15 protein-coding genes and 1 pseudogene are annotated in these 21,364 nt (G+C 44.0%); 11 read left to right on the forward strand and 5 right to left on the reverse strand.

Annotated elements, in window-relative coordinates; genetic code table 11:
• Positions 1 to 93: 93 nt before the first annotated feature.
• Positions 94 to 1,101, reverse strand: a complete 1,008-nt coding sequence (locus V7K85_RS05315) for a rod shape-determining protein (protein WP_334811613.1) — start codon at positions 1,099 to 1,101, stop codon at positions 94 to 96.
• A 374-nt stretch (positions 1,102 to 1,475) separates the two neighbouring features.
• On the opposite strand from V7K85_RS05315, the gene V7K85_RS05320 reads away from it, so the two are divergent.
• Positions 1,476 to 1,838 (forward strand): single-stranded DNA-binding protein, encoded by a 363-nt coding sequence (locus tag V7K85_RS05320; RefSeq protein WP_334690500.1) that lies wholly within the window; start codon positions 1,476 to 1,478, stop codon positions 1,836 to 1,838.
• Between the two features lie 65 nt (positions 1,839 to 1,903).
• On the opposite strand, the gene V7K85_RS05325 is transcribed toward V7K85_RS05320, so the two are convergent.
• Positions 1,904 to 2,647, reverse strand: coding sequence for an SIMPL domain-containing protein (locus V7K85_RS05325; RefSeq protein WP_334811614.1), 744 nt, complete (start codon positions 2,645 to 2,647; stop codon positions 1,904 to 1,906).
• A gap of 393 nt (positions 2,648 to 3,040) precedes the next feature.
• Between V7K85_RS05325 and V7K85_RS05330 the strand changes: the two are divergent.
• The 5 genes and pseudogenes from V7K85_RS05330 (at position 3,041) to murI (ending at position 11,077) form a co-directional block, all read left to right on the forward strand.
• Positions 3,041 to 3,454 (forward strand): annotated as a pseudogene (locus V7K85_RS05330) (EVE domain-containing protein).
• Positions 3,455 to 3,540: 86 nt separating this feature from the next.
• On the forward strand, positions 3,541 to 5,019 hold the full coding sequence (locus V7K85_RS05335; RefSeq protein ID WP_334811615.1) for a cation:proton antiporter: 1,479 nt from the start codon (positions 3,541 to 3,543) through the stop codon (positions 5,017 to 5,019).
• Positions 5,020 to 5,872: 853 nt separating this feature from the next.
• The gene (locus tag V7K85_RS05340; protein ID WP_334811616.1) at positions 5,873 to 7,753 is read left to right on the forward strand and encodes an N-acetylmuramoyl-L-alanine amidase; all 1,881 of its coding nucleotides are present in this window, start codon (positions 5,873 to 5,875) and stop codon (positions 7,751 to 7,753) included.
• A gap of 424 nt (positions 7,754 to 8,177) precedes the next feature.
• On the forward strand, positions 8,178 to 10,079 hold the full coding sequence (locus tag V7K85_RS05345) for an N-acetylmuramoyl-L-alanine amidase (protein WP_334811617.1): 1,902 nt from the start codon (positions 8,178 to 8,180) through the stop codon (positions 10,077 to 10,079).
• 131 nt (positions 10,080 to 10,210) lie between these two features.
• On the forward strand, positions 10,211 to 11,077 hold the full coding sequence (gene murI / locus V7K85_RS05350; protein ID WP_334811618.1) for a glutamate racemase: 867 nt from the start codon (positions 10,211 to 10,213) through the stop codon (positions 11,075 to 11,077).
• 76 nt (positions 11,078 to 11,153) lie between these two features.
• Here murI and V7K85_RS36385 read toward each other — a convergent pair whose 3' ends face one another.
• Positions 11,154 to 11,351, reverse strand: coding sequence for a hypothetical protein (locus tag V7K85_RS36385; protein ID WP_442940547.1), 198 nt, complete (start codon positions 11,349 to 11,351; stop codon positions 11,154 to 11,156).
• A gap of 947 nt (positions 11,352 to 12,298) precedes the next feature.
• Here V7K85_RS36385 and sds point away from each other — a divergent pair.
• The gene (gene sds, locus V7K85_RS05355; RefSeq protein WP_334811619.1) at positions 12,299 to 13,270 is read left to right on the forward strand and encodes a solanesyl diphosphate synthase; all 972 of its coding nucleotides are present in this window, start codon (positions 12,299 to 12,301) and stop codon (positions 13,268 to 13,270) included.
• Between the two features lie 401 nt (positions 13,271 to 13,671).
• Here the strand turns inward: sds and V7K85_RS05360 are convergent, their stop codons facing one another.
• Positions 13,672 to 14,145, reverse strand: a complete 474-nt coding sequence (locus tag V7K85_RS05360) for a hypothetical protein (protein WP_334811620.1) — start codon at positions 14,143 to 14,145, stop codon at positions 13,672 to 13,674.
• Positions 14,146 to 14,350: 205 nt separating this feature from the next.
• On the opposite strand from V7K85_RS05360, the gene hetZ reads away from it, so the two are divergent.
• The 3 genes from hetZ to V7K85_RS05375 all read left to right on the forward strand — a co-directional run bounded on the left by hetZ (position 14,351) and on the right by V7K85_RS05375 (position 19,318).
• Positions 14,351 to 15,556 carry a heterocyst differentiation protein HetZ gene (hetZ, locus tag V7K85_RS05365; RefSeq protein WP_334811621.1) on the forward strand — a complete coding sequence of 402 codons (1,206 nt, stop codon included), beginning with the start codon at positions 14,351 to 14,353 and terminating at the stop codon, positions 15,554 to 15,556.
• Positions 15,549 to 16,526 (forward strand): PatU, encoded by a 978-nt coding sequence (locus V7K85_RS05370; RefSeq protein ID WP_334811622.1) that lies wholly within the window; start codon positions 15,549 to 15,551, stop codon positions 16,524 to 16,526. Before hetZ ends, V7K85_RS05370 begins: the two co-directional genes overlap by 8 nt.
• A gap of 488 nt (positions 16,527 to 17,014) precedes the next feature.
• Positions 17,015 to 19,318, forward strand: coding sequence for a transglutaminase TgpA family protein (locus V7K85_RS05375; protein ID WP_334811623.1), 2,304 nt, complete (start codon positions 17,015 to 17,017; stop codon positions 19,316 to 19,318).
• A gap of 452 nt (positions 19,319 to 19,770) precedes the next feature.
• On the opposite strand, the gene V7K85_RS05380 is transcribed toward V7K85_RS05375, so the two are convergent.
• Entirely contained in the window at positions 19,771 to 20,451 is a 681-nt protein-coding gene (locus V7K85_RS05380; protein WP_334811624.1) for a uracil-DNA glycosylase, read from the reverse strand.
• A 191-nt stretch (positions 20,452 to 20,642) separates the two neighbouring features.
• Here V7K85_RS05380 and V7K85_RS05385 point away from each other — a divergent pair, with 191 nt between their 5' ends.
• Positions 20,643 to 21,329: a phosphoribosyltransferase gene (locus tag V7K85_RS05385; protein WP_334811625.1), complete on the forward strand. Its 687-nt coding sequence runs from the start codon at positions 20,643 to 20,645 to the stop codon at positions 21,327 to 21,329.
• Positions 21,330 to 21,364: the final 35 nt, after the last annotated feature.

Consider the following 21,364-nt stretch of genomic DNA (forward strand, 5'->3'; position numbering starts at 1 on the left):
CTTACATACTTATATAAATTAAGTTCTACTTGGATTCTATTTATATAAAACCCAAATAGAACTCAAATAGAACTCAAGTCTGATATTTTTTTGCTACATATTGCGAGAGCTTTCGGTGACCACTCGTTCCAACTGTTTGAAGTTTTCTAACACACGACCTGTTCCCAGCACAACACAGCTCAAAGGATCGGCAGCAATGTGAGTCACAATCCCTGTTTCATGGCTAATCAGGGTATCTATGCCTTTGAGCAAAGCACCGCCACCAGCTAACATAATACCTCTGTCAATAATGTCTGCTGCCAATTCTGGAGGTGTGCGTTCCAGTGTCCGCTTCACAGCTTCTATAATTACTGATAATGGTTCCAACATGCTTTCACGGATTTCTGGGCCTTTGATGGTTACAGTTCGCGGTAGACCAGAAAGCAGGTGTAAGCCTCGGACTTCCATAATGGCGTCATTATCATCATTAGTAGGATAGGCAGAACCAATCCGAATCTTGATGTCCTCGGCAGTACGTTCACCAATCACTAAGTTATGAAGTTTCTTAATATACTGAATGATCGCTTCAGTTAGTTCATCTCCAGCAATACGTACTGATTCGCTAATCACCGTACCCTGAAGACTCAGCACCGCAACTTCTGTTGTGCCACCACCAATATCGATGATCATGTTGCCAGTCGGTTCGGCAACAGGTAGCCCTGCACCAATTGCCGCAGCTACAGGTTCATCGATTAAATACACTTTTCTTGCTCCTGCTTGATGAGCTGCATCCATCACAGCTCGCCTTTCTACTCCTGTGACGCCACTGGGAATACCAATGACAATCCGGGGTAAAATTAGAGATCTGCCTTCATTTACACGCTGAATAAAGCTTTTCAGCATCAGCTCGGCTATATCGAAATCAGCGATTACACCATCACGCAAGGGACGGAGGGCAATCACATTTCCGGGTGTACGACCGAGCATTTTTTTGGCTTCTTCTCCTACTGCTAGTGCTACCTTTTCATTGACATCGATAGCAACTACAGAAGGCTCTTGCAGTACAATACCTTTACCAGATACATAAACGAGAGTGTTAGCGGTACCGAGGTCGATACCCATATCCCATGATGTGCGAAAGTTCCTAAAAATACCCACGCGTCTCTAAGCCCCCTATGTGCGATACTTTTTGACTACAACGGCAAGAGTTAATTGTGCCTGATTCGATTACGTTTATATCCTGAGTTGAGTAAACTAGACTATATTTTTAGATGATTCCCAGGAATATTTACTATGTCTCAGTCCTCGTATTTTTTGATATTTTCTGGTTAACTTAGTGTATACGTATACTTTTATGTATTTCTCCAAGTAATATGTATAATTTTTCAATTCAATTATATTGTTAACTGTTTAACACATTATTTTCAAGAGTTTCACAATTCGCTATGATGGAAGTCGATAATCAATAAGTACGCTTGTACTAAGAGGTAACACCGATGAGTATCAATGTTGTCACCCTCATTGGTCGTGTAGGCGGCGACCCAGAGATTAAGTATTTTGAATCTGGTAGTGTTAAGTGTAGATTGACACTAGCTGTTAATCGTCGTACTAAAGAAGGTGAACATACCGACTGGTTTAATTTGGAACTATGGGGAAAAACGGCGGAGGTGGCAGGTAATTATGTACGTAAAGGCAGGCAAATTGCTGTTAAAGGTTCCTTGAAGTTTGACACATGGAGCGATCGCCAAACAGGAGCAAATCGATCCTCACCAGTTATCCAGGTAGACCAACTGGATTTATTAGGCTCTAAGCGAGATGGAGAAGGCGGTACAGGAGATATGTCTTCAGAACATTTTTAATTGGTCATTGGTCATTAGTTCTTAGTAATGCTAATGACTAATTACTAATGACTAATGACAAAGGACTAATAACTAATTTGCAGCGTCACCGATGCCTCTACTTGCTGTTCACCACCAACAACAGGGGTGGAAGCATCAGCTGACTTGGCAGCCTCAGCCCGTAAAAACATTGGTGGTGGTGGAGGCGCACTAGCATTATTAACTTGAATGCTTACTATTTCTTTGGGTTTTAAACCCAAGGCACTGAAAACAGCATCAGCTTGCTGCTGGGCGTCTTGAGTAGCTTCTTTTAATGCTTGCTTTTGTGCCCTAGCGATCGCTTCATCATTCGCAACAAAACTAATGCCGTTAATTTGTGTTGCACCAGCTTTGACTGCATCATCCAATAATGTCCCAGCTTGCTCGGTAGGAATGCGAAAACTCACGGTGTTATTGGCAGCATAGCCTGTAATCCGCTGCACATTATTGGTGTAGCTGTAAACTGGGTTGAGACTAATACCAGTAGTTTGTAATTTTTCGACATTTTGGCTCTTGAGAAACGCAACTACAGCAGATGACCTCCGGGCAGCTTCTTGCTGTACCTCCTGTGCTGTTTTCCCTTGAATCTCCACTCCTAAACTGACCTGCGCCAAGGTTGCAGGAGTTGTTTCCACTCCGCGACCACTGACACTAAGGGTTCGCCACAATTTATCCCTTTCTTGTGCGAACGCAGGTAGTACAAAAGTTGTACATAAAAGTATTGCTAAAGGCAGTATTTTCCACAGGTTCCCATTTGGAAACTGAGAACCGGGTAAAGCGGCTCTAGTCATAAGATTTGCACTCCTCAAAGTAACCACAGATGTTTTTAATAAACGTATGTAACAATCTTTTGATGGCGGTTGAGGTCAACAGCTACCACAAGTTTTTCATAACTTAAGTGCGATCGCTAGATACGATTTGTATGTTCTTACTTTGACACTGCCATAATCAAAAGCTGAAATGGTTACATTTTTGGAAACTAAAAAAATTACACTAGTACAGCGCGGCGGAAAGAAACAACCCATTTCAAATCAACGAAACGTTTACGCTGTATTTCTTTTGACTTTTGACCCTTCGACTGCGCTCAGCCTTGACCCTGAGCGCAGTCGAAGGGTCTCGTAGAGAAGCCGAAGCCTTGACTTTTGACTTCCGCCTTGCGGTACTAGCCTTTTTGGAGATTTGTCGTGGCGTATTGGCTGCTAAAAACTGAACCGGAAAATTATTCCTACTTCGATTTGGAACGGGACGGCAGTACAGTTTGGGATGGAGTCAACAATCCTCTAGCGCTTAAACATATACGTACTATGCTCCTTGGTGACTTGGCGTTAATTTATCACACAGGCAAAGAACGGCAAATCATCGGTTTAGTAGAGATAGTTAGTCAACCCTATATCGATCCAGCACTCAATGACAGCAAACGGGCAGTTGTAGATGTGCGGGCAGTGCGAAGAGTACACTAACCCGTCACCCTAGCCCAAATAAAACAGGACAATAAATTCACAGACTTTGACTTGCTGCGACTTCGGAGACTGTCTGTAGTCCCGGTTTGGGAAGTCTACTGGCAGCGCTTGATTGAGTTGACAAATGGCACAAATTAAGATTTAAAAGCTGCCAATTGCGTCTTCATTGATAGATGTTTTTCAGAAACGCGTCAGAATCAAAGAGAAGGATTTTCACAGAACCCATGCATTTGTTAGATCCAATCAGCTACTCTTTTCCTCTGCTGGCCAGCGCAACACAAGCCGCAGACAGTTCAATGGTAGTAGCAGCAGTGCTACTAAGCTTAGTAGTCATTTATCTCGCCAGCAAAGTTGGTGGAGAGTTATCAAACCAAGTGGGTTTTCCGCCTGTCTTAGGCGAACTTGTAGGTGGTGTGGTCGTAGGCATTTCTGTTTTCCACCTTTTGGTGTTTCCAGAAGGCGGCACAGACAGTTCTAGCTCTTTGATCATGTCCTTCCTTCAAATCACTGCCGGTTTAACACCTGAAGCCACTCCAGCGGTGTTTGCAGCGCAGTCTGAGGTCGTTTCCGTTTTGGCAGAATTGGGTGTGATCATCCTGCTCTTTGAAATCGGCTTGGAGTCGAACCTAAAAGATTTAATGGCAGTTGGTATCCAAGCCACCGTCGTCGCAGTGGTGGGGGTAGCAGTACCCTTTGCTGCTGGTACTGTAGGACTGATGACTTTGTTTGGTATTGATGCTATACCTGCAATTTTTGCTGGGGCGGCTTTGACTGCCACTAGTATTGGGATGACTTCCAAGGTGCTGTCAGAATTGGGGCGACTCAATTCTAAAGAAGGGCAGATTATTCTCGGTGCTGCCGTAATTGACGACGTACTGGGAATCATCGTTTTAGCGGTAGTAGCTAGCCTAGCTAAAGATGGCGTGGTAGATGTCAGCAAAGTCATTTATTTGATTATCAGCGCCACTGGTTTTATTTTGGGAGCCATCTTACTGGGCAATGTTTTCAATAAATCCTTTGTGGCGATCGCTGATCAACTCAAAACACGCGGTGGACTGGTAATACCAGCATTCATCTTTGCCTTTGCGATGGCATACCTTGCCGCCGTCATCCAGCTAGAAGCAATTTTGGGAGCTTTTGCGGCGGGTTTAGTCCTAGAAGAGACGGATAAGCGCAAAGAACTGCAAAAGCAAGTCATACCGATCGCTGATATGCTGGTACCAATTTTCTTTGTGACTGTTGGGGCAAAAACCGATTTGGGAGTGTTAAACCCAGCGATTCCCGACAATCGAGAAGGTCTAATTATGGCAACTTTCCTGATCACAGTAGCCATTCTCGGTAAAGTAATCACAGGCTTAAGCGTGTTTGGTCAACCAGAAATCAACCGTTTAGCGATCGGTGTGGGGATGATTCCCAGAGGGGAAGTTGGATTAGTGTTTGCTGGTGTCGGCGCTGCCAGTGGCGCTCTCTCGAAACCATTAGGGGCAGCAATCATCATGATGGTTATCTTGACAACCTTTTTAGCTCCTCCCTTGTTACGATTTGTATTTCCAGAACCAAAAACCGTGGATGCAACCTCAGAGCAACTGATTTTAGACGGTTCCTCTGGGACATCGTTGGTAATTGAACCACCTCAGTCAAGGGTGTCAGCATCAAATGACAGTGGCAATTTGGAAGTAACCCCAGATTCTGGCGATCGTTAATCACTGGGGCATGGGTGAGGGGGAGCCAGCGCCGTGGTGTTAGCGCAGCGTTAGCGACGTAGGAGCGTCGGCAGTTACTCAGAGAGGGTTTCCCCCAGGAGTAACTGCCTTCATGGTTTCCCGACTTGTACTCCGAAGGGAGAAGCAAGCTACGCGTAGCGTCTCCCTTCGGAGAGGCGACTGGCGTCATGGGGCAAAACAGTTGTGAGTTTCGAGTTTCGAGTTTGAGTAAAGAAGTGAGATTCCCCACTTAGCACTGGGCACTAGGCATTCAAAACTCCTCCATCTCTCCATCTCCCTTGTCTCCCCCAGATCCCTCATCTCCCAAAGGCTATCTCAAGTGCCTTGGGATTTTGCTATTGTGCAGTGGAAACTTCTCTTTGCAAATCTCCGTCCCGTGTGATTGTAGAATAATCGTTTGTTTCTAATTTCTACCAGCATTCGGAATGTTACTTATTTGCAGTCTCCCTCGACTTATGGAACTTTATCAGAATATTTCCAGATAATTGGGGAGTAACACCCATAAATCTTGCTAGATCAGCTGACAGTAGTGGGAATTATTTAATCAGTGCATCAATACCAACAAAGAACAAACACTTATTAGTGAACGATTATCAGTTATCAGTTTTCTAGCTTCCTTGAGAGTCAGAGTCCCCCACCTTTACAGGTGGAAGGTTTTACATGGAGATTTAGACCCAATATGAAACCTCATAACTGATTGAAGTGTGTGTTTATACCAGCTTAAAAATGAAAAAAGGCATCAAAGGCCAAGTTTAGGTGGTGACAGTGTGATGAGTTACCAATGAGTTGAGATATTGATGGCTCCCATGAACGTGAATTAGGAGAAAGGACTGTGAAACTACACTGGTTACTACCCAGCACTATTGGAACTATCGTCATGCTATCGTCGTCGGCAATGGCCGCGAGACTTGACTCTTGGCGCTTTGATGCCAATCAAAACAGGCTGGAAATTAATACTGTGGGAGCAGTTCAACCCCAAGCACAACTAATTTTCAACCCGACTCGGCTGGTAATTGATTTGCCAGGAACTACATTTGGGCGTCCGCAGCTAACCCAACAGGTGGGCAGTGGAATACGCTCGATCCGTGTTGGGCAGTTTGACGAACAAACAACACGCATAGTTATCGAACTGACTCCTGGTTATACTTTAGACCCTAAACGAGTGCAATTTGTTGGTACAAGGGGCGATCGCTGGACGGTGCAATTACCTAAGCCAGAAGTCGATAAAGTTGCCTCATTTCCTAGAAGTGCTTACAGTGTTGTTACCCCAGATTCTGAGCCGCAACCTCGGATCTCAAGGGTTGCCACGACTACACAAGGGGCGACTCAAATTGAACACTTACAAGTAACAGGCGATGGGTTATTCATTCGCACCAGTGGTGGCAATCCTCCGATTCGGGTAATTCGCAGCCGCGATCGCGCTAGCATCTTCATGGACATCTCTGATGCATCTTTATCACCACGTCTGGCGCAACAGAATAATATACCTGTTAACAAACATGGTGTTAGCCGTCTTGAATTCACCTCATTGCAAACCCGTCCTCCGGGTGTTCGCTTGACTTTGCGGGTAGATAAAAATAGCCCAGACTGGCAAGCAACTAATAGTAATAGCGGTGGTTTGGTGGTTCTGCCTAGTCGCATTGTCAGATTGCCTGGAAGTAATAATTCGGTCAATCAGTCAGAACCTGTTTCCTTTCCCAGCAGATTATCTGCCAACAACTCGCCAGCAACAATTCAGTCTGTGCAACTGGCTGATAATGGCACACAACTGCTAATTAGAGGCGATCAACCTCTATCTGCCACGGGAACCTGGGATAGATCCTCCAGTCTGTTCCGCGTCACAATTATCAACGCCAAATTAGCTCCCAGAGTCACAGGCCCTACTTTTGCTGCCAATAGTCCCATTCTCCGGGTACGTCTGCAACCCCAAAAACCCAACACTGTTATTGTCTTAGTTCAACCAGCAGCTGGAGTGCAAATTGGGCAACCCAGGCAAATCGGCGACCAGCTTTTAGCTCTATCAATACAAGGCTCTCGGCGAGTTGTCGCCCTCCCTGGAAGACCCCCCTTTGCTTTACCTGGATTACCACCGCCAAACCGCGGACCATTCCCAGACCCAAATAATCCCAATCCCCAACCTCTAATACAACCACAGCGCCGAGTTACCAATGGGCGAGTAGTAGTCATCGTTGACCCCGGACATGGCGGTAAAGACTCTGGAGCGCTTGGTATTGGGGGCGCACGCGAAAAGGATATTATCTTGCCTATTGGTAAGAAACTTGCTGAGATTTTGCAGCAAAATGGCGTACAAGTAATTATGACGCGGGATTCTGACTATTTTGTTACCCTTCCAGGACGGGTGCAATTATCGGAGCGAGCTCATGCTGATGTGTTTGTTAGCATCCACGCTAATTCAGCAGGTGCAAGTCGTCCGGATGTTAATGGCTTGGAAGTCTATTATTACGACAGCGGTCTGGGTCTAGCTCGCATTGTCCGCAGTAGCATTCTCCAAAGTATTGGAACTCTCAAAGACAGAGGAGTGCGGCGAGCCAGGTTTTATGTCCTCAGGAAAAGTTCTATGCCCTCCATTCTCGTGGAAACGGGTTATATGACTGGTCGAGAGGATATGGCTAGGCTCAGAACCTCAGCTTACCAAAATCAAATGGCAGAGGCGATCGCTCGTGGTATTCTTCAGTATCTAAGGAGAAGATAAATAATTTAGTTGAATAATGTTTACCATTTTTATCTAATTTAGTAGTAAAACAATTTAAGTATTCTTGCGGCAAAACAGGAGTAGCTTCTTTGTTATTTTCATTTAATGCTTTGCAAGTTAACAGATTTTGGATTTTGGATTTTAGATTTTGGATTTTGGATTTGTCTCACCCACTAGGGATATTAGCGTAGCAGGACGTTAGTCCAGCATTAACCTAAAATCGGCTTTTCTTCAATCTAAAATTGGCAGTCAAATTTATCTGGGCTAATGGCATGGCAAAATTAGAGGAGCGTGCCATATTTTACGCCATTAGCTGTGTCTTAATAACAGCGCAAAACTCAAGTGTACGCGGTGATGGTGTGAGGATTTGCCAATATGTTGAGATGTTGACGGCTCCCATGAATGTGAATCAGGAGAAAAGACTGTGAAATTACACTGGTTACTATCCAGTACTATTGGAACTATCTTCATGCTATCGTCGCCGGCAATGGCCGCGAAACTTGAATCTTGGCGTTTTGATGCCAATCAAAACAGGCTGGAAATTAATACTTTAGGGGATGTTCAACCCCAAGCAGAATTAATTTTTAACCCGACTCGTTTGGTAATTGATTTGCCGAGAACCACATTTGGGCGTCCGCAGCTAACCCAACAGGTGGGTGGTGCAATTCGTTCTATCCGTGTTGGGCAGTTTGACGAACAAACAACGCGCATAGTCGTTGAATTGACTCCTGGTTATACTTTAGACCCCAAGGGAGTAAAATTTGTTGGTAGAACTGGCGATCGCTGGATGGTGCAATTACCTACACCAGAAGCCGAAAATGTCCCCGCAACAAATACTGGGGGGCAACAAGAACAAGCTATAGCCAGAGAAACTTCACCGACAACATCTACACCAACATTCTCCCCAAGGAATATTTTCAATGTGGTGACAAACGGCTCTGTCAATCCATCTAACAAGGGAACGCTTCTCGCCAGAGTTACTCAAATTGAGAACTTACAAGTCACAGGTGATGGTTTTTTCATTCGCACTAGTGGTGGTAATCCTCAAATTCAAGTAAATCGTAGCAATGATCACAAGGCAATTAACATCGATATTGCTGGCGCAACTTTATCACCAAATCTAGAGCAGCGAGATTTGTCGATTAATCGTTATGGTGTCAGCCGTATTCAGTTCACGCAACTGCAAACAAGCCCATCTGTTGTTCGTCTAACTTTACAGGTGGACAAAAATAGTCCAAATTGGCGAGCAACCACTAGCAGTCTAGGTGGTTTTGTGGTTCTCCCTAATCGTGGCGTTGCCCAGTTACCTGGAAGTAACAGCCCACGCCCCATATCACCTGCTAACAGTTCGCCTGCTACTATTGAGTCTGTGGAACTGGCTAATAATGGCACACAACTGCTGATTAGAGCCGACCAAACTTTATCTGCTACAGGAGGCTGGGATAGAACCTCTGGTCTGTTCCGCATCACTATCAACAATGCTCGGTTAGCTCCCAAAGTCATAGGCCCTGCTTTTAATGCTAATAGCCCTATTTTGCGAGTCCGCCTGCAACCACAAGAATCCAATACTGTCATCGTCTTAGTTCAACCAGCAGCCGATGTGCAAATTGGGGAACTCAACCAGGTTGGCGACCAGCTTTTGGCATTAGAATTACAACGCTCTGTTAGTATTACACCCCCGATTGTTTTACCTCCTCTGCCATTGCCAAATCAAGGACAATTGCCAAACCCCACAGATAATCCCCGTCCCATCTCCCAACCACGGCCACACCCCTCGGTTCCCAAAGGAAAATTGCTAGTAGTTATTGACCCAGGACATGGTGGAAAAGACTCAGGTGCTCCTGGTCTGGGCGGACTGTTAGAAAAGGATGTAATCCTGCCTATTGGTAAAAGGGTAGCAGCAATTTTAGAGCAAAATGGTGTACAAGCGGTGCTAACGCGGGATGCTGACTTTTTCGTAGAACTTCAGGGACGGGTAGAAATTGCCGAGCGAGTTAATGCGACTGCGTTTGTCAGCATTCACGCTAATTCCGTTGATAATCGCCCTGATGTCAACGGGTTAGAAGTATATTATTACGACAGCGGTTACGCTCTGGCTGAAGTAGTTCGCAATACCATCCTCCAAGACATCGGTACTATCAAAAATCGAGGAACACGCAAAGCCAGATTCTACGTCCTCAGGAAAAGCTCTATGCCTTCCATTTTAGTGGAAACAGGCTATATGACTGGTTACGAAGATAATCCTAGATTAGGAACACCAGAGTATCAAAATCGCATGGCAGAAGCGATCGCTCGTGGCATCCTCAAATACTTACACCAGAGGTAATAATATAGTACAAATTACTAATTAAAGAGGTCATATTCAAACTTCTTTACATGCAGAATTTAGTAGTCAATTTGGAGATTGTCTGCTAAATTCTGTATTTTAAATCCAAAAACCTAAATCAACATCTGCCTGTGTATTCATCTTCCATCTTTGAAGGGAATCTTGACGATTTTTCGGCTCTTGAACCCCAACGTGCCCCAATTGGCATCTTTGATAGTGGTGTGGGTGGACTGACGGTACTGCGACAACTATATCGGCAACTCCCCAATGAATCAATTGTTTACTTTGGGGATACAGCTCGACTTCCTTACGGAATTCGTTCACAAGCAGAAATTTTACAATTTACGCGGGAAATTCTTACCTGGCTACAACAGCAGCGCGTAAAAATGGTAATTATGGCTTGCAACACCAGTTCTGCCCTAGCCTTAGAAACCGTGCGTCAAGAATTTAGCATACCCATTTTAGGAGTAATCTTACCGGGTGCAAAAGCTGCGGTGCAGCAAGGAAGACGTATTGGTGTGATTGCTACTCCAGCTACGGCTAAGAGTAATGCTTATAAGCACGCCATACTCGAAATTGCTCCTGATGTCCAAGTCTGGCAAGTTGGATGTCCAGAGTTTGTGCCACTCATTGAGCAAAACCGCATTCACGACCCCTATACTACTGAAGTAGCACGAGGCTACCTAGAGCCTTTACTAGAGCAGGAAATTGATACCTTAGTCCACGGCTGTACCCATTATCCTCACCTGACACCAGTACTGCGATCGCTCCTTCCCTCTCAAGTCCAGTTGGTTGATCCAGCTGTTCATGTTGTAGCAGCTTGTGCCCAAGAGCTAGACTTACTAGGCTTAAGAAATACTCATCTACCATTGCCAACTCGCTTTGCCGTTAGCGGTTGTCCGCAACAGTTTTCCCAGTCAGGAATGCAGTGGCTAGGCTATACCCCAATGGTTGAAGAGGTTTGCTTCACTGATACCGCTATTTCCCAACTCCAATAAAACTATTTTAAAAGTGAGAAGTTAAGAGTGAGGAGTGAGGAGTTATAATTCAAAACTCCTCACTCCTCACTCCTAACTATTGACTATTAACTGCTTGAGTCACCTTTGTCCTTACTGATATCTCCTGCTTGTGTTTTCCTTCGGCAGATGAAGGGAAACTTGTAGGTATAGTCTTTGTACCCGTTCGCTTCGCAAGTGCTAATAACAGGTAGACTGTGAACAAATATCCAGACGCTAAAATAAAAATCATTATAGGCATACTTCCGTAAATCATTGTTCTACTAGCACCTTTCTAAACGAATATAAAATTCCAAAAAATTAGTAGAACCTCAGCCAACCAAGTGCATTCTTGATGGCTGTAGTTTCCTATGGTAAAATTACCTATAGAGATAAAATTCTCTACGGACAAAGAATTTATTATCTAATGCGACTTCTTGCAGACCATAGATCCCACAGCAGTTAGATTGCCGTTTAGCAATCTAAAACTACGATTCTCAGCGGTCTACTTTATCTGCTTTCTTTTTGCTGAAACGGCTGTCAAAAGAGCAATGCTTGCGCTCAACGTGCGCTGAAGACGTGTAGCGGCTTCCCATAGGGATATCGCATAGCTCCAAACCAGGAGTTTCGCGTATCGGAGAAAAAATCAAAGGAATAATTCCTTTAATCTAACCTACGACTAATTATTTTAGACTTACATCACCAAGCCCGTAAAATCAACTAGTAGATGACTTACTTTTGGGGTGTGAATATCTGAAAAATTTAAAATTCCTATATTTTAGCTTAACACAACGACCCGGAATTTTGAGCTTACTTGACTGCTAAATTTCAAATTTTTTGAAGAGCTACACTTCAGTACTGAAGAAATTTAGTCTTACCCATTGCCGACAAATCGATATTGCATCCCTTTTGTCAATAAATAATATTGCTGAAATTTTGTTCTAAACTATGTCAATAAACGTGTATTGAGGGACTAAATAACCTAATTTAAACTGATATCTATTCCCATATACTCATAATTCATGTTTTAAGTTATTTTAAAAACTGAATGTCCAACAAATAAGCATAATTGCTTATTGACAAACGCGCCAGCAACCTTAATTATCACCCATAGACTCATGAACATGAGATTACTTTATGAAAACTTTGCGCTGGCACAGGGTTATCTTAAAATGAGTATAGGATATGTAAACTTTCGTAACCTAAGCCAGAGTCCGCCCATCCATGACCCCAGCCACCTCCCTGTTTACCCCTGTGGAAGCAGACCTGCGACTACTAGCAGATAACCTAAAACAGCTAGTTGGAAACCGCCACCCCATTCTGTTTGCAGCAGCCGAACATTTATTCGGAGCTGGGGGAAAGCGTATCAGACCAGCAATTGTCCTGCTAATATCGCGGGCAACAATGTTAGAACAAGACATTACGCCGCGTCACCGCCGCCTAGCTGAGATTACGGAAATGATTCACACAGCAAGTTTGGTACATGACGATGTGGTAGATGAATCAGACGTGCGGCGAGGCGTTCCTACCGTTCATAGTTTGTTCGGTAACCGGATTGCCATACTAGCAGGAGATTTTCTCTTTGCCCAATCGTCATGGTATTTAGCAAACTTGGACAATTTGGAGGTGGTGAAACTTCTCTCAGAAGTGATTATGGATCTAGCTACTGGGGAGATCCAGCAGGGACTAAATAGTTTTGATGCTAGTATCTCTATTGAAACTTATCTCCAGAAGAGTTATTACAAAACAGCTTCATTAATCGCCAACAGTTCTAAAGCTGCTGGGTTACTCAGTGAAGTCTCCCGAGAAACTGTTGAGCATATGTATAGCTACGGTCGTCATTTTGGCATAGCATTTCAAATTGTTGATGACATTCTAGATTTCACCAGTACAACAGATACCTTGGGTAAACCAGTGGGGTCGGATCTCAAAAGTGGTAATCTGACTGCACCCGTTTTATTTGCTTTAGCGGAAAAACCATCCTTGAAAGTGCTGATTGAACGAGTGTTTGCTCAAGAAGGGGATTTAGAGCAAGCACTAGCACTGATTCAAGACAGTGAAGGTATACAGCAGGCGCGAGAGTTAGCTGCTCACCATGCTAAGTTAGCAATTGAACATCTTGCAGCTCTCCCACCCTCAGAATCCCACCAGGCATTGATTAACATAGCTGAGTACACACTGAGTCGCCTCTATTAAATCAGTTATCAGTTCTCAGGTAGAAAGTGAGGATTTAGAACCCAAGTGAAACTTTCCACCTGTTCTTAAGGGAACTCTAAAAAATAAATTATCTTTCTTTATGGATTTAACGCGACTTCTTGCCCAAGTCGTCCCTCTGCAATGGGATATTTTTTTATTTGGAAGTTCTTAAGTGGGAGACTCTGGTTCACTGGGAAACTAAAACTTGAAAACTGAAAAATGTTCACTGATAACTGTTTTTTAACAAATTTTAGGTTTCACCGAGAGTTGAGCCAGTCGTATGGTGTAAAGGCAAGAAAAAGTTTTTTTCTCTCTGATTTAGAAAACTTTCTTAAAAGAATTTGAGATTTAAGATTTTGGATGTGGGATTGTATCTAAAAAACCCCACATCCAAATTTTTTCTATGCAATATCAGGGGGTATCTGTTTAGGCGATCGCTGTTGTCGCAACTGTTGTTGTATGAGTTTTTCTAGTTCAGTTCGCCGAATTTCAACGGTATGAGTGGTCTTACCCGGCGTTTCCAAAAAAACGATACTATCTACGGGTGACAATGCCACCAATTGAAACAAAATATGGGTGACAGGAATAATTTTAGCTAGCATTTGAGGGTCAAGCCCAGCAGGGGAAATTAGAGAGACATCCTGTATGGTAGGAAAAGCGTAAATCACACGCTTTTCCAATCCTGGATTAGTACGATTGCTCAATGTAGTTAAAACCCAGCTTTCTTCTGAATTTTGGAGAATATAGTACTGGGAGTAACGTAATTTTTGAGCGATCGCTCTAAGGGCAGGAGCAATTGCTGCAACAAGATGTGGTGTCATACCATCGCGGGGTGCGTTGTCAATCAGCAATTGAATTTGTGCTTCTAAATCCATAATGACTTGTATACGGCTCCTGGGTAATGGCAATAACATCTATCAAAGTGTGAACAATCCCATTAGAGTTGGGAATAATAAAATCAGCCACATCCTAAATGTAGTATTGGTCTGCGTTTAGCTTATACGTAAAACGGAAAAAGCCAATACCCACAGTCGTACAGGTTGTATTTAAGTAAGTTAGGGTCTTTTGAAAACCGAGACTATGAATTCAGCCGCAACCGCAACTATTCAATCTGCAACTATTCTGGGAGAAAATTCTATAGGCGTGGAGGTGATCTTTCAACTCCTATCCAGGGAGTTTCAGCAGTCAACCAAAGCTTCGGAACAGAATTGCCACGATGTAGCAACACGAATTACCACCGAAGTCTACCGGATTTGTAATGAGAGCAAACGTATCCAAGCTTCCGGCGCTGTAGAAAGCTCGGCGATGACCCTCGCTCGGCATCGGCTGCAACAGTGTCTTAGGTACTATCAGTTGGGTTCAAATCGGGGCAGGGTAGAATTACACAGTACTCTGAGTGCAATTATTTATCGATACATTAATCCGCCTCAGAGGCAATTGAGCTATCAAGGGCGGCTGACTATAATTGAAGATTTCCTCCAGAGTTTTTATCTAGAGGCATTAAACGCTTTCCGGCGAGAAAATCAACTCGGTGCCACTTATCGCCCTCAAACGCTTCTGGAATTGGCAGAGTACATGGCATTTACCGAGCGCTATGGCAAGCGACGCATTCCCTTACCAGGCCGTCAGCAGCAGCTAATTATCCTGCGGGCGCAAACTTTTTCCCAACAACAGCCCCCAGAAACCAGCGTAGATATAGAACAAGCCGCAGAAGGCAGCAATAGTGAAGCCGATGGTTCTTGGGAAGAGCCAGCAGTGCATCAATTGCGCTCCACAATGGCAACGCAAGCCGAACCTGAACCAGAAGAAGACACCTTGCGCTCCGTTGTGATTACGGAATTAATGAATTATCTCGAACAACGGCAACAATCTGACTGCGCTGATTACTTTTCCCTGCGTCTCCAGGATCTATCAGCACAGGAAATTGAGTCGATTTTAGGTTTAACCCCTCGTCAGAGAGATTACTTGCAGCAGCGCTTTAAGTATCATTTAATTCGGTTTGCCTTGTTACACCGTTGGGAATTAGTTCACGAGTGGCTGGAAGCTTCTTTGCACACCAATTTGGGTTTAACTCCCCAGCAATGGCAAGTATACACAGCGCAGTTGGACAATAAACAACGGTCTTTACTAGAGTTGAAGCAACAAGGACAAGCCGATGAAAAAATAGCAAAAACTTTAGGGCTGTCAATGGCACAACTTCAAAAACGGTGGTTTAAGATTCTAGAACAAGCTTGGGAAATTCGTAACTCATTAGTGTCCGGATCAGGTGCATCTACTCATGAATAGTGACTCAGAATCCTTACAACACCAGTGTCTCGATTGGTTATTGACAGATAATCTCAAAAATCACGAGCAACTGTCGGTATGTGAGGAAAATGACGGGGCAAAAAACCTCCTCAAGGAAGCCACTGCTTCAAAAAGCAGTCAGCCAAAATTGGGAGAAACGCCCCAGACCTTTCAATTGGGAGAAATTCCTACTGTGCAAGATCGTTTCCAAGCCGTCCTTAAGCGTCGGTTACAAATCCAAGTCCAAGACCACCCACCGTTGTTTCCCTGGGAAACACAATTAATCGACTATCCCGATTTTGTTGACGAGCCGTCAATGACACTCGTTCCTACCTGGGGGTGGATGGTACAACAGTCGAAGCTGAACCTGCCGCGTCCCTTGCCGGAGAGAGTTTTCCGGCAATTGCTAGAACAGTGTCAGGCGTTGGTTACATCTTCAGTGCCGCTGGGGGCAAAATTAGTTCAGGTGGTGGAGAACTTTTTTCCCAACGAGTCTCAAGCACTAAACGACATAGCTGGATTGGTGCTAAGAAGCACCTATCGGTCTGTAAATAGTCTGGAGACAATGCCCAATATTCAGAGCGATTACTCAGATTTACAACCACGTCAACAGATGGCTTTGTCGTTGCTAGCAGCTAAACAACTACTGGAAAATCTGACTCTACCACTTTCAGCAACCAGTCCAGTGGTAGAAAGACAATGGCTAACCAGTGTCGGTACTTTGAACATCAGAGTAGAGTACCAGTTTCTAGGTAAACTTACGAATTTACTTGTTCAGGCTGAGTTACCTGTTAAAGGAACTTTGACACTTCGGGGAAGTGGCACTTTAGCAATGGCAACATCTTCGAGTTCCGGATACTTAAGTGTAGAGTTAGGCTGCGAACAACTTAACCCAACTTATACTCTGGAAGTTGAGTTTCCAGAAATAGACCAACAGTCGTTGTTGTTTGTGATTAGTCCGACGATTTAGTCTAAATTACCACCGCTAGCACACTACGTCGATCAACGCCGATATATTAAGATAACCATTCCCTTAGCTGTTGCCTTGGGGATTTGTTCCCCTTTAAATTTTGGATTAAAAGCCCGAACGATTGGAAGTCGTGGCTATATAAACGAAGTCCGCCTGGGCGGACTACGGAAAATCAAGTAGTCGTGGCTACACAAACGTTCGCGCAGCGTTCCCGTTGGCGCAGCCTCTCGTAGAGAAGGGTAGGCTGCTGGCGCGGACTACGGGAAAGTAGTAGCAAAGTCTGGGGAACGAGTTAATTCGCTGCGTTGTGCTGATTTCGCCACGCCTCTATTTTAGAGAGCCATCTATTTTCCACCTATAGACGCTTAAAGACAGGATAAGAAAACTTCCCCCAACGGGAATACTTGAATGTAGGGCGGCCAGTTCCGTCCTTAGCATTGTTTCCGTAGCATCTACACCTTAAACTCGAAATGTTTAACTTATCCAGGATGAATCGGTTTTGGCGTCTCCCTGTAGGTAATTTCTGGCGACGAAATCCGCAGGGGTTGCGTTTGACAGAAGTGGAAGATTCAATTTCCTTGCGGGTGCTGGTGCTAGCGTTGGTTATTTTGGGAATTGTCGCGACGGATATCGCCGCCGAGACTTCATTCAGTTTTTGGGCGTTACCCCTGAGTGTAGTGGGTGCGATTTGGAGTTACTATCGTCGCCGCGATACCAGTGTTGCAGTTAAGTTCTGCATTGCCATCGGAATGTTAGTAGCACTGGGTGCTTTCTTTGGGCGATTAGTAGGGGAGTTGAATGATACGCGCTTGGGTTTGGCAGAGTTATTAATTCAACTCCAGGTGCTGCATAGCTTTGATACACCCCGCCGGAAAAATTTGGGCTATTCGATTGTCATAGGACTGATTTTATTGGGTGTGGCGGCAACGCTAAGTCAGACTTTAGCATTTGCACCGATACTGCTGTTATTTTTAGCGATCGCTCTACCAACTTTAGTATTAGATTATCGCTCACGCTTAGGTTTGCAACCATTAAAAATAAAGAATGAAAAATTCAATCAGAAGAATTCCTCAACTCTTAATTTTAAATTTTTAATTCTGAATTTTCTGTTAATTGTCGGTCTGGGGCTGGCAATTTTTGCTATTTTACCCCGATTCCCTGGCTATCAGTTACGGAATTTTCCTGTAAGTTCTGCTATTCAAATAAAAGGTAGTTTCACAGGACGTAGTATCATCAATCCTGGTTATGTCCGCCAAGGTAATGGTAATAATCAAGGCAGTGGTACGGGACAAAATCAAACTGGTCAACCAGGTAAACTAGATGATAACTTTTATTACGGTTTTAATAGCCAAATTAACCAAAACCTGCGGGGCGAGATGAAACCTAAGGTTGTAATGCGGGTGCGATCGCAAGCTGAGGGTTTTTGGCGAGTATTAGGATTTGACCACTATACAGGCAAGGGATGGGAGATTTCCCGCAATGATGATGTTATGACCATGAGGCGATCGCCTTGGTCTTACCAAATTTTTCTTAATCCACCTCTGATTACTACTAAAACCCAAGAGGTGGTACAAACTTATACAGTGGTGGCGGATTTGCCTAACCTAATTCCGGCGATGGCTTATCCCAAGGAAGTTTACTTTCCCACACCAATAATCGCTGTTGATACAGAAGACGGATTGCGATCGCCTGTGGAATTATCACAAGGACTTACCTACACAGTAATTTCAGCAGTACCATACCGCGATCAGACTTTGTTAGGTAAAGCTTCGACTAAATATCCACAACATATTAAAAAGTATTATCTGCAAATTCCTTCCGAAATTGCCGAAAAAGTCCGACAACGTACCGAAGAAATTTTCGCTAACTACAATCAAGAAGGGGTATCAAAGTCTTTTAAAAGTTTGGATTCACCCTATGAAAAGGCTCTCTACTTAGCTCAATACCTTAAACAACACTACTCTGTTCCCCAAAATCCTTTAGGATTGCCTTATTTAAATGAAAAAGAAGACTTGGTAGAAGCTTTTTTGTTTAAGCAAAAGGGAGGTTATCCAGACCACTTCTCAACAGTTCTCACGGTGATGCTGCGTTCCATTGGTATCCCAGCGCGGTTAGTGGCTGGGTTTAGTCCAGGAGAATTTAATCCATTTACAGGGCTATATGTTGTCCGTAATACTGACGCTTATGCGATGACGGAAGTATATTTTCCTAAATATGGCTGGTTTGCCTTTGACCCCATTCCCAATCATCCCCTCATACCTCCATCAGTAGAAGATACTCAGACTTTTAGTGTGTTGCGCCAGTTATGGCACTGGGTTGCTGGATGGCTGCCATCTCCGGTGACAGGTTTATTGAATAATGTATTTGGGACAATATTTAGGTGGGTAATTAGAGCGATCGCTTGGTTTTTAGCTTTATTCTCTCAAGGTTGGTTTGGCATATTGACTGGCTTAATCTTGGCAACTACAGCAGCTTTCTTCGGTTGGCTGGGTTGGGGTCAGTGGCGAGAGTGGCGCAATCGTCGATGGTTAAAAAAATTGCCAGCAATGGAGAGCCTTTATCAACAAATGCTGCAATGGACAACCCAAAAAGGTTTAGGCAAACATCCAGCACAAACACCTTTAGAGTATGCCAGAGGATCATACCAGCATCACGCCCCAGCAACTGCTGAGGTCATAGATGAGATTAGCCAAGCCTATGTAAGCTGGCGTTATGGTGGACATACTCCTAACTTGCAGCGACTGCGAGAAAGATGGCAAGGTATCAAAAAGACTGCTAAGACTGCTAAATAATTCAATACTTCGTATAAATTACTTACAAAGTTTTCATCGAGCAACAAGCTCAACATAAGCTTAAGATTGTTGTTGAGCCAATAAGCGAGAACGAATGAGATCTCAAATTAGGTTGAACACTGAACAAACGTTGCTGTAGAAATTCAGCTAACTGTTCTCTATGATTAAGGTATGCTTCTACAGTGTTTTGAGTCTATACGGTTCAGTTAGCGTCAAAAACCTTAAAGAGCGTAGGTTGGGTTGAGGAACGAAACCCAACATTCTTCGCGACTTGTTGGGTTTCACTTCGTACCCCTGCTCTTAAGCAAGCTACAACCCAACCTACAATTTATCCTCAACTGAACCGTATTATCCTATAAGTAGCAAACGAACCCTATTAGCAGCAAATGAAATCAAAGATTATCTAGAGTATAATCTCTGAAATCGTCAACATTTTGAGCAAATTTACCAAATTAGCTGTTGTTTTGGATTTCGTCTAACTTGGCACGCACTGTCTGGATATCTTGCCACATCAACCATTTAGGCGCACCTCTTTCCTTAGAAGGGTTACGCAGCAAGTAGGAAGGATGAAAAATTGGCATACATAAACGCCCTTCCCACTCTAGCCACTGTCCGCGAATTTTCGTAATTCCCCGCTTATCGCCAGTGATTCCTTTGACAGCAGTTGCACCAGTTAACAAAATTATTTTGGGATCAACTAGGCGAATTTGTTCTAATAAATAGGGAAGACAAGCCGCCACTTCTGTTGGAGTAGGAACTCTATTATCTGGTGGACGACATTTATTGATATTGGCGATGTATACATCTTGTTCAGTAGTCAAATGCACAGATGCCAATATTTTCTCTAGTAACTGCCCCGATCTACCTACAAATGGTAAACCCGTTTCGTCTTCATTTTGACCAGGCGCTTCCCCTATGACCATAATTGGGGCTTTGAGATTACCGCGTCCGACAACAGCATGAGTCCGAGTGTCGCCCAATGCACAACGGTGGCAGCGATCGCAATGCTGTGTCAACTCCGTCATGCTGGGATAAGTTCCCGGAGCGATCGGAATTTTCGCGTCTGTGGGAATCAGTTCTTGTTGGTTAAAGGTTGAGTCGTCGAAGAGACTGAGTTGGGTTTCGCTGCTCATGAAAATTAGGATTTTGGCATCAGCACCAGCTGTCTTATCTGAGTTAAATACCGTTCTGGTAGAGATTTTTCAGAATAAATAGACTTTTGCTGAATACTTAATTATTTATACAAATCTTATTGTATCAGTTAATTTGAGACAAAATTCAGTCATGATAGAGGCAGTGCCGTCCTAAGATGCTGGGGGAAACCATGTCACATACCCCACTTTTTGCCGATCGCACCCATGCGGGTGAGGAATTGGCGCGAGTGATTCATGATGTTTTGACTCAGCAAACTATTGATTCTGGGGTAAAGCCTGTACCAATTGTTTATGCTTTGCCGAGAGGGGGTGTACCAGTAGCAGCACCAATAGCACGTCTTTTGGATTGTCCGTTGACAATTGTTGTGGCGAAAAAGATTAGCCATCCACAAAACCCAGAGTTAGCAATTGGTGCAGTCACTACTTCTGGAAATGTTCTTTGGACTGATCAAAAGCTAGTTCGCCCTAAACATGATGCGCGGTGGCGAGAAGTGGCTTTAAATAAAGCGATCAACCAAGCTAAGTCTCTTGAGGCTCAATTAATTCCTGCTTGTCCGCAGTTCAATGCAGAGGATGCTACGCTGATTTTAGTTGATGATGGTATTGCCACAGGTATGACAATAGCGGTAGCGGCAACTGCCCTCAAAGCGCTTTCTCCAGCAGCAGTTTGGCTATGTACTCCAGTAGCGCCACAAAAATCGCTACCCTGGTTAGAACAGTGGGGCGATCGCACAATTGTTTTGGAAACACCGGAACCCTTCTGGAGTGTGAGTAATTTTTACGCCCAATTTCCCCAAGTAGATACATTAGAAGTTCTCGTATATCTCCAACAACTAAAAGATAATCGGGGGAATTAACCTGTGCGAGTAATTTTAAATTTTGAATGAGTGAA

This window comes from Nostoc sp. (assembly GCF_036917615.1).
Lineage (GTDB): Bacteria > Cyanobacteriota > Cyanobacteriia > Cyanobacteriales > Nostocaceae > Nostoc.

Excerpts from the sequence above, each read along its gene's own strand:
- V7K85_RS05380 (WP_334811624.1), bottom strand. The coding sequence starts at position 20,451 with ATGAGCAGCGAAACCCAACTCAGTCTCTTCGACGACTCAACCTTTAAC.
- V7K85_RS05325 (WP_334811614.1), bottom strand. The coding sequence starts at position 2,647 with ATGACTAGAGCCGCTTTACCCGGTTCTCAGTTTCCAAATGGGAACCTG.
- V7K85_RS05320 (WP_334690500.1), top strand. The coding sequence starts at position 1,476 with ATGAGTATCAATGTTGTCACCCTCATTGGTCGTGTAGGCGGCGACCCA.
- V7K85_RS05315 (WP_334811613.1), bottom strand. The coding sequence starts at position 1,101 with ATGGGTATCGACCTCGGTACCGCTAACACTCTCGTTTATGTATCTGGT.
- sds (WP_334811619.1), top strand. The coding sequence starts at position 12,299 with ATGACCCCAGCCACCTCCCTGTTTACCCCTGTGGAAGCAGACCTGCGA.
- V7K85_RS05360 (WP_334811620.1), bottom strand. The coding sequence starts at position 14,145 with ATGGATTTAGAAGCACAAATTCAATTGCTGATTGACAACGCACCCCGC.
- V7K85_RS05375 (WP_334811623.1), top strand. The coding sequence starts at position 17,015 with ATGAATCGGTTTTGGCGTCTCCCTGTAGGTAATTTCTGGCGACGAAAT.
- V7K85_RS05335 (WP_334811615.1), top strand. The coding sequence starts at position 3,541 with ATGCATTTGTTAGATCCAATCAGCTACTCTTTTCCTCTGCTGGCCAGC.
- hetZ (WP_334811621.1), top strand. The coding sequence starts at position 14,351 with ATGAATTCAGCCGCAACCGCAACTATTCAATCTGCAACTATTCTGGGA.
- V7K85_RS05370 (WP_334811622.1), top strand. The coding sequence starts at position 15,549 with ATGAATAGTGACTCAGAATCCTTACAACACCAGTGTCTCGATTGGTTA.
- V7K85_RS36385 (WP_442940547.1), bottom strand. The coding sequence starts at position 11,351 with ATGATTTACGGAAGTATGCCTATAATGATTTTTATTTTAGCGTCTGGA.
- V7K85_RS05385 (WP_334811625.1), top strand. The coding sequence starts at position 20,643 with ATGTCACATACCCCACTTTTTGCCGATCGCACCCATGCGGGTGAGGAA.